Source organism: Luteibacter sp. P4_D7_3, assembly GCF_056401735.1.
In genome coordinates this window covers 1-2,512 of the sequence record NZ_JBFUIT010000445.1, presented here as the reverse complement: position 1 = coordinate 2,512, position 2,512 = coordinate 1, and the positions used below count along the sequence as shown (strand labels likewise).

Sequence of the window (2,512 nt, the reverse complement as noted above, 5' to 3'; positions counted from 1 at the left end):
GCGCACCGACGACCGCCGCAAGCACGGCTGCCGCAAGTACGTCCACGGCAGCTTCGACTCTCGGTTCGACCGTGGCGACGCAGCTACAGAACCTTCTCGGTATTGCCTGACCGACGGATGCCGCCCGGGCGATCGCGGGCGGCATTTCGGTGTCACGATGGATCAGGGACTAGCCTGCCAGATGGCCTTGCCGCCGGCGACAATCCACGTGGTGCCATCGTTACGAAGGTAGAGATACGCGCCTGGCTGTCCCGCGGTGCCACTCGCCCAACGGGGTTGGCCGCTCGTGTCGTACTCGACCAGGTTGCCGTCGCCCTGCAYGATGGTCGTCTTGATGGGCTGGCCCGCCGTGCCGCTCGAATACAACCGGATGCCGTCGCGGTAGACGATAACGTCGCCGTTTGCATCCTGTGCGAGGGTGATGTGGCCGTCGCACGAGGTCAGTGGATGGACCGGATCGAGAATCTCGTTCGGATGCAGCACACCGCACTCGGGAACGACATCAAAGGGGCCCGGATCCGTCGGTACCGTCGCCGTGACCGGACTGTCGCCGTGGAACATCGCGGCGATTTCATGCGTCATGCGCAGGTTCCAGTCCGTCGGCAGCTTGTAGCCGTCGACATCCAGCGTCAGCCACGGGTATTGCGATGGCGCCTGCGACGCACTCGAGGCGACCTTGAGCAGCGATGTCCCCTCACCGAGCTCATCGAACATGGCGATCTTGACGGTACGCACGCCCGCACTGCGATCGCGGTAGGCCTGGTCCCAGAAGAACTTGCCACCGAGACCCTTGGCACCTTCGGTCGGAAGGTTGCCGTTGTTCTGGTCACGGCTGGACGATGCCGGAAGAATCGTCGGCATGTAGATCTGTCCGTTGGCTGCGGTCGACGCCAGGTGGACGCGCGTACGGTTGGTCTCGTACCAGTCGAGGTCGGTGTCCTGGTACACGCCTACGTTCCACGGCTGGATGATGTCGAGCTTCTTGACGACATCCGCGTATTCGGGCTGTTCGAGATAGGTATTGCTGACGCCACCCATGATGGTCGCGTGGGCCACGTTGTGGAACCAGTCGATCACACGCGAGGCGAGGGCTGGCTTCATCTGCCAGGTCGTTTCGCTGCCTCCCTGGTCGATGCCCCAGAGCGAGACGACGGGCCGGCCACCCTGTTGCTGGTACATGGCGCYCTGGGTGACATGGAGGTCGTTGACCAGGTGCAGCCAGTCGGCAGTCAACTTATTGAAGATGGCGTCTTCATCGGCCTGCGTGCTGGTGTTCTCGAACTGCCCGCTCACGTCGTACTCGATGAAGAACGAACGTCCGTTGTCGCCAGCAGCCTGCATGGCATTGCGCAGGACGATGTCGTTTTCCTRGTAGAGCATGTCGAGCGATCCCAGGAATCGTTGGAGAATGGCGCCGTCAACGCCGTACTCGCGCATCCAGCGGAAGTGCGTTTGCGCCGTGCCCGCATTTAAAGACGAGAAGAAGTTCGCCTGCTTCCCAGCGACGGTGAGACCCGGGGCAGGGCAGAGGGCGCCYGCCGGATATTCGTCGGTGATGGGGAACGTGGGAATCGAGCTATTGGTTGCGGTCGGATCGATCTGCGAGATGTATGTCCAGTGGAACCAGTTGCTTTCCGGACTCGGCGCGCCCGGGCAGTGAAACCATCCCTGGTAGGCCGCGAATACCTTGTCGAGCACGGTCGAGGTGTCGGTGACATCGGCCGCGGATGCGAGGGTGGGCTGGAGAAGCGCGAGTGCGATAAAGGCACCGAGCGCGTGGCGAAGACGACGTGATGCGGGAGCCGAGACGAGCGACATGGATGTCCGATGGGTGGTGGGGGTTTCCGCATCGTGTTCCGCTTGTGCCGGAGTGACCGTGTCTTGATTCACGCTTTCGTACCGATCGCGCCGGGCACCGCTTCTGGCCCATCAGCCACATATGACCCAGCCAGATGCGCTGTTAGGCTGAGTCCCCGGCTCGCCTGAAGGACCACCATGCTCCGTCGCCTCGCCTTGTTCGGACTGTGTGTTCCCCTGGCCGTCCACGCGACCGCGCCGGCGACGGAAAGCTGGCTGGTAAAAACCGACATGTGGGGAAATATTGCCTATCAGACCCTCGTGCTCGACGTTGAAGGCGACGCCTTGAGCGGAACGTTCGACGGCGACACGCTGGTGGGAACCCGTCATGGCAATGTTCTTGATTTCACCGTCACGGACGCGGACAAGGCGACCTACCATCTGAAAGCCAGGGTCGACGGGAAGGCTTTGACAGGCATCGCGGATGACCCGGACACCAATCACCCCGGAAGTCGAGTGAGCCACGTATTCACCGGGCACCGTTTGCCGGATCGTCCTGGCGGTCCGGCGAGGGTCTACACGTTCACGCCGAAGGACTATGCCAACGAGTTCTCGGCCAGCCGCGCGCCCGTGCTGACGGTATGGCCCGGCGACGGCATCCGCACGCAAACGATCGACTCGGGCGGTGTGGATGAAAAGGGCAACACCGTCGCGT

2 protein-coding genes are annotated in these 2,512 nt (G+C 62.7%); one reads left to right on the top strand and one right to left on the bottom strand.

The features are described from left to right. Positions 1 to 162: 162 nt before the first annotated feature. Positions 163 to 1,818 carry a glycoside hydrolase family 71/99 protein gene (locus AC1DSN_RS21295; protein ID WP_477332727.1) on the bottom strand — a complete coding sequence of 552 codons (1,656 nt, stop codon included), beginning with the start codon at positions 1,816 to 1,818 and terminating at the stop codon, positions 163 to 165. Between the two features lie 177 nt (positions 1,819 to 1,995). Between AC1DSN_RS21295 and AC1DSN_RS21290 the strand changes: the two genes are divergently transcribed. Then, on the top strand, positions 1,996 to 2,512 hold a 517-nt coding region (locus AC1DSN_RS21290; RefSeq protein ID WP_477332725.1), incomplete at its 3' end, for a hypothetical protein.